Origin of the sequence: Salinivirga sp. (assembly GCF_035268865.1) — a bacterium.
GTDB lineage: Bacteria > Bacteroidota > Bacteroidia > Bacteroidales > Salinivirgaceae > Salinivirga.
Genome location: NZ_DATFKB010000056.1, coordinates 1 through 7,078, shown reverse-complemented (window position 1 = coordinate 7,078; position 7,078 = coordinate 1). Strand labels below are relative to the sequence as shown.

At 40.4% G+C, this 7,078-nt stretch carries 5 protein-coding genes; all 5 read left to right on the top strand.

Going from position 1 to position 7,078, the window contains the following annotated elements:
• Positions 1-986, top strand: a 986-nt coding sequence (locus tag VJ937_RS03845) for a hypothetical protein (protein WP_324065575.1), incomplete at its 5' end; no start/stop codon positions are given.
• Positions 987-999: 13 nt separating this feature from the next.
• Complete coding sequence (locus VJ937_RS03840; protein WP_324065574.1) at positions 1,000-1,410, top strand: threonyl-tRNA synthetase editing domain-containing protein; 411 nt, start codon at positions 1,000-1,002, stop codon at positions 1,408-1,410.
• Between the two features lie 24 nt (positions 1,411-1,434).
• Entirely contained in the window at positions 1,435-2,235 is an 801-nt protein-coding gene (locus VJ937_RS03835) for an SDR family NAD(P)-dependent oxidoreductase (protein ID WP_324065573.1), read from the top strand.
• A 2-nt stretch (positions 2,236-2,237) separates the two neighbouring features.
• Complete coding sequence (locus VJ937_RS03830; protein WP_324065572.1) at positions 2,238-4,106, top strand: NAD(P)/FAD-dependent oxidoreductase; 1,869 nt, start codon at positions 2,238-2,240, stop codon at positions 4,104-4,106.
• 321 nt (positions 4,107-4,427) lie between these two features.
• Positions 4,428-7,078: C25 family cysteine peptidase (locus tag VJ937_RS03825; protein WP_324065571.1), on the top strand; the 2,651-nt coding region annotated here is incomplete at its 3' end.

Here is a 7,078-nt window from a genome sequence, read left to right as displayed (position 1 = left end):
AACCGCATTTATTAACTGGTATTAATTTGCGAATATTTGCACTATTCAGCATGGCGGCTTTATTTTACCTCTATATGTTTATGAGCTCCACCATGGCCATTATAATGATTTTTGCCCTGGTAAGTATTTTTTCAGTTAGTGGCGCCTATGCCAACATTGCCTTTACCGATATATTAGGAAAATCGGTTAAAGAAGAAAGACGCAAACAGTTTTTTAGTCTAAAGCAGGTGATATCCAGTTTGGGCATGTTTGGTTCGGCGATAGCTGTTAGTTATGTACTCAAACAAAATGAATGGCCTGACAACTATTTTTGGGTTTTCATACTGGCAGGAGGATTTCTATTGCTGGCATCACTAGGTTTCTGGCGCATCAGTGAAGTTATTTCTCCAAATGAAAAAACTAAAAAATATCGATTCGCACACCTTTGGAGTGAACTGAAACGCGATCGTAAATTACTATTTTTCCTGTTAAGCATCAATGTACTGGGACTTGGACAGGGCCTCATGCCCTTTTTATTACTTTTTGCCGGAAAAAATGAGCTTGCTGCCAGTGGCCTTGTGGGCAATTTATTAATAGCCAAAACACTGGGGTTAATTGTTTCCGGACTAATCTTATACAAACGAGCCAAAAAATTCTCATATCGAAGCATGCTGTGGTTTCTGTGGGGATTGGCCGTAATTTACCCGGCAGCGGCCTGGATATTTTCATCTAACGTTTGGTTTTACTATATTTCATTTTTTATGGGTGGTGTATTTTTAACCCTGTATCAAATTGCCAATAGTGGCGTATTGCTTGAAATTTCAACCACCCAAAACAGGGCTTTATATACTGGAATAGCCGGAGCTGGAAACATATTACCAGTTCTTTTCCCGCTGTTGGGAGGTAGTTTTATTGCTCTGATAGGTTTTAATGCTTTTTTCGGACTTTATACCGGAATAGCGGCACTGGGAGTTTGGTTTTTACATAAAATGGATTGTCAAAAATAAATATTTACCATACATGAAACTATTATTGATTTACGCCAACAATTTTGGTTACACTCCAACAACAAAAACATTGGAGGATGCAGAAGACCACACCGAAAGCCACGATTTTGAAAAAGTACAAACAGCGTTCATTCAGGCTGAAGCTGAAGATGCAGATCGAGAAGCTGATGTAACTAAGAAACTGGTGAAAAATTTGAAATGGATCATGAAAAAAAATGAAGCCGAAACTCTAATATTGCATTCATTCGCTCATTTATCAGAAAGCAAAGCCGATCCTGATCTTACAAAAGCTATTTTTGACAAGGCTGAAGAAAAAATGAAGAATGCCGGCTATACTGTGCATCAAACACCTTTTGGATATTTCCTTGATTTAAGGCTTGATGCTCCCGGATTCTCGCTAGCACGTGTGTTTAAAGATCTGTAAAAAATAAATCAAAACCCCAAACCAATGAAACGCACCATACTCATCACAGGCGCCACAGATGGCATAGGAAAGCAAACAGCATTCAGACTTGCCCAATTGGGTCACCGCATTATTATGCATGGGCGAAATGTCAGGCAAGGCAAAAAGCTCAGGGACCTGTTCCGCAAAGAAACGAACAATAAATACATTGAATACGTCAATGCCGACCTTACAAGCTTCAGCGATATTGAGGGACTGGTTGAGGTTTTGGTGCACCGAAACATGATTCCCGATATACTCATTAATAATGCAGGGGTATTCCAGTCGGAACTGGAATTGGTTACCGATCATAAAATCGAAAAAACCTTTATGATCAATTATCTTGCACCTTTTTATCTCTCTTATTTACTCATACCCATTATGGAGGAGCAAAATAAGCAGGTCATAGTAAACGTCTCAAGTATGATTCATGCCAGCCACATAGACCTCAACGATGTGGTAAATCCAACAAATTTTAACAGTAGCAAAGCCTATGGAGCATCAAAACTTGGCAATATTCTTTTTACAAAAAAAATGGCCAGAGAGAAGCCTCAACTTAAAATAAACGCTGTGCATCCTGGTGTTATAGATACTAAATTATTTCGCAGCGGCTGGGGTGGTGGCGGCTCAGATTTGAATGCCGGTGCAGATCAATTAATTTTTGCAGCCCTTGAGCTACCTCAGAATACCACAGGGAAATATTTTGAATATTCAAACGAAGCAGAGCCTGCTGAAGCAGCAAATGACACTAAATTACAGGATGAACTATACGACCTTAGCATGAAACTAATCCCAAAATCATCATAAATATGTTACATCTAAAAAACCAGTTCATCTTTGCACCTATTAAGCTTGGTTATAGCAACAATAAGGGCGAAGTAACCGATAAGCATCTTATTTTCTATCGTGCCCGTGCCGAACATCTTGGCGCGGTAATTCCTGAACCGCTTTACCTTGATAAGGGTTTGCGGGAATTACCCACACAAATGGGTATTGACAACGATGACAAAATCGAAGGACTCAAAAAGCTGAACCATGAGATTAAACAATTCGGAACCAAAACCATTGCACACCTCAATCATCCGGGGCGCATGGCAAATCCAAAAATTCCGGGAAACTATCATGTATCAGCAAGTGACCAGATTTGTGAAAATGGTGGTGCTAAACCACGCAGCATGGACAGGGCTGATATGGATTATGCCATTAGCCTATTCATAAATGCCGCTAAACGTGCAAAAGAAGCTAACTTCGATATGATCGAATTGCAATTTGGGCACGGATACCTGGCAGCCCAGTTTTTAAGTCCGGCGGTAAACCAAAGATCTGATGAATATGGAGGTTCACTCGACAACAGAATGAAATTTCCACTTGAAATTTTCGATGCTGTAGTTAAAGCCACTGACCTACCCATAATTGTTCGCATTAGTGGTGACGAAATGTTTCCAGAAGGTTTTCATCTTGAAGATATGTTTACATTCTCGCAGGAACTTGAAAAACGAGGAGCTGCAGCCATCCATCTTACAGCAGGCACCGCATGCTCCACGCCCCCATGGTTTTTCCAGCACATGTTCATAAAAAAAGGTAAAACATGGGAAATGGCCGGGCAACTACAGAATAAAATTAATATTCCGGTAATTTTTGTGGGCCGCATTAATTCACCTAAAGATATTGAGCAAATTAATGGCAATTACAACAGGCCCTATATCGCATTAGGCCGAGCCCTGGTAGCCGACCCGGAATTTGCCGGAAAATATCTCGGTAAAAAAGAAGGCAGAATCCGTCCATGCCTTGCATGTGCCGAAGGCTGCCTCGGTGGCGTGAAAAGTGGAAAAGGATTGGGATGCGTTGTAAATCCACAGGTAGGGATTGAGCATGATATGCCAAACAAAGCCGATAAAACCAAACACATCGCTGTTGTGGGCGGTGGATTAGCCGGTATGCAAGCTGCACTGACACTTAAAGAACGTGGTCACAATGTTGACCTCTATGAAAAAGAAAAATTAGGCGGTCAATTTAACCTTGCCTGGTTACCACCCAAAAAAGATAGTCTGAAAGAAATTGTCGATTATTACAAATTCGAACTTAAATCGCAAAACATTAAAACCATACACAAAAAAGTTACCCCGGAAGACATAACGGGGAACGGCTATCAGGAAGTGGTTTTGGCAACAGGAGCAGAACCTGCGGTTCCTCCTATAAAAGGGCTGAAAACCTATTATTGGAGCGAATTCCTGCATGATGAAAACCTACCTGAAGACAAAAGCGTGCTTGTTATTGGTGGTGGTTTGATTGGGGCTGAAATATCAAGCAAACTGGTAGACAAAAACAATAAAGTTACCATTGTAGAAATGCTTGATGAAGTTGCCCGGGGTATGGAAATGATTGAGCGAAAATTCACATTAGCTAAACTCAAAAAGCATGATGTAGAAATGTTCGTTAATCATAAAGTTACTGAGATTATAAACGACCATCAGGTGTTAATTGAAGATAAAGCAGGCAACACCAAAACACTGAACAAAATTGATAAAATTGTAATTGCTACGGGAATGAAAAGCGTCAATGAACTTCAATATGACCTGCAAGGCAAAATACCTGTACATATAATAGGTGATGCCATTAAACCAGCAAAGGCAAGGGAAGCTATTCTGACAGCCTTTAACGCTGCAAAAACTATTTAAAATAAAATCTCTCTAATAACCGATTTCATACCTATTCCTTCTTCGCAATATGCGGAGAAGGAATTTTTTTTAACCTGAACACAACCATACGCTCCCAATTTTCAATAATAACCTTTTAAACCCAATTCAACAAATTAAGGTTTTATTGTATTAATACCTGATTTACAGAAATAAACAATAAACATATATTTATTCATAGATGCATGTTATTGATTTAACTCAATATGTTGTTTGTCGAAAAAAATTGACCATTAAATCTACATCCATATTTTCGTGTTGATTTTGAACAGCGATAAAAATAAACTCCCAAATTCACAATTTATGAGACAAATTTTACTTAGTCTGCTACTTGTGACTTTCTTAATATCACAAGCTTCAGCAAGAAACCAACAATGGCAAAAGCTCGATAAGCAAGCCAAAAACAACCAGACACAAATTAAACTGATACAGTCTGACCCCAACCACATCCGCTTAGCATTTGACTTTAATGCATACAAGATCAAAGATGTGCACACACCTCGCGGGACTTCAAAACTTATTGAAATTCCGGAATGCACCAGAACCAAAACCAAGGGAGCACCAGATGTTCCAAAAATATCGCAAGCAATTGCCATACCTGACAATGCGCATATGGAACTCAAAATAATTAAAAGCCGTTTTGTTGAAATCGATAACTTCGAGATGGCTCCTTCAAAAGGCATTATGTCGCGCGATAAGAAAATAAGCGATTATCCTTATGTATATGGTGATGAATATAAGCAAAATGCTTTTTTTCCAGAAAAACTTTCAAAAGCAAAGAAACCATATATCATTCGCAATGTACGTGGTCAAAGCATTGTAGTTTATCCGGTTCAATACAATCCCGTTACAAAAAAAGTACGAATTTACACTGACCTTGTAGTTGATTTAGTAGCTACAGGAACAGCCAAAAAAAATGCATTATCGGCTAACCCTAATATAAAAAACGATGCCATTTATGATAATGTACTAAAAAACCACTTCATTAATTACAATTCAAAATCAAGCAAATACACCCCAATTTCAGAAGATGGCAAAAAAATGCTCATTGTTTCATACAGCAGCTTTACCGATGAAATGGAAGCATACAAAAGCTGGAAAGAATCTATTGGGTATACCGTTAATATGGTCGATTATTCTACCATAGGTACTGCATCGGCGCTAAAAACCTATGTACAAAACCAATATGATCAAAACGGAATTAGTTATCTATTACTGGTTGGTGATCATGGACAGGTACCAAGCTCAAGCACCTCTGCAGGAGATTCAGACAACAATTACGGATACACTTCTGGCAACGACCATTACCTTGATATTTTTGTGGGACGCTTCTCTGCAAGCAACACCACAGACCTGCAAACCCAAATCGACCGGACCATTTATTACGAAAGAGATGCCAGCTCATCAGCCACATGGTTTAAGAAAGGTGTAGGAATTGCATCAAACGAAGGAACCGGAGGCGGTGGCGACGATAATGAGAGCGACGAGGAGCACATGAACAACATAGAGTACGACCTGGAAGGCTTTGGGTATACCATGGACAGGGTTTACCAGGATGGCGGAAGCGCTTCGCAGCTTAGTAGTGCACTAAACGATGGCCGGGGAATCATCAATTATGTAGGACATGGAAGTAATACCACCTGGGCCTCAATGTACTATGATCAGGCAGATGTAAACGGACTGCAAAACGAAAATAAATTACCATTTGTAATTTCAGTAGCTTGTGTAGTGGGCAATTTTACAGGTATGACCTGTTTTGCTGAAACCTGGCTTCATGCAACTAACAACGGCAACCCTACAGGTGCAATTGCATTTTGTGGTAGTACAATTAACCAATCATGGGCCTCTCCCATGTGCGCACAGGATGAAATGAACGATCTGCTGGTAGCCAATAGCTACATAACTTACGGAGGTGTTTTCGTAAACGGTATGTTCCAAATGATTGACGAATATGGTAGCGATGGCGAAAATATGGCTGACACATGGACTGTTTTTGGCGATCCATCGGTACAAATGCGCACACCAGGCAACCCTGAAGGACCAGGAGGAGCAGTTGAAGAACCCCCGGTAGCCGATTTTACTGTAAGCTCCACAACAATTCAGGAAGGCGAATCTGTAAGCTTTACAAGCACCTCAACTAATAACCCAAGCAGTTTCTCATGGAGTTTCGAAGGTGGCACACCATCTACAAGTACCGCTTCAAATCCATCTGTAACATATGAAACTGCGGGTACTTACCAGGTATCGTTAACTGTTAGTAATGACTATGGAACAGATTCCGAAACAAAAACCAACTTCATAACTGTGGAAGAATATGTTCCATCATATTGCAGCTCGCAGGGAAATGATGCCAGCTATGAATGGATCTCCAATGTAGAAATTGGCAGTTTCTCTAACAGCACAAATTCCGATGGCGGCTATGCCGATTATACATCTCAAACCATTGACTTAACAGCAGGAAACACTGTAAGTGTAACACTGACCCCGGGATTTGGAAGTTCAACCTACATGGAGTACTGGAAAATATACATCGATTATAATCAGGACTACGATTTTGATGATGCAGGCGAAATGGTATACAGTGCAAACGGTGAATCAGCCGTCAGTGGCACCTTCACTGTTGACGAAAATGCCACAGGAACCACACGCATGCGCATATCAATGAAATACAACGGAGCACAAACAGCTTGCGAATCTTTCGATTACGGTGAAGTTGAAGATTATCATGTGAACATTTCATCTGACGGTGGCGACACTGAAGCGCCTACTGCGCCATCGAACCTAAGTGCATCAAATATCACCGAAACAAGTGTTGACCTGAACTGGTCAGCTGCCACTGACAACGTTGGTGTTGATTATTACACTGTTTTACAGGATGGCAGTTCAATTGCTACTACTGCAAACACATCGTACAGCGTGAGCGGACTTGCAGAAGCCACAACCTATACATTTAC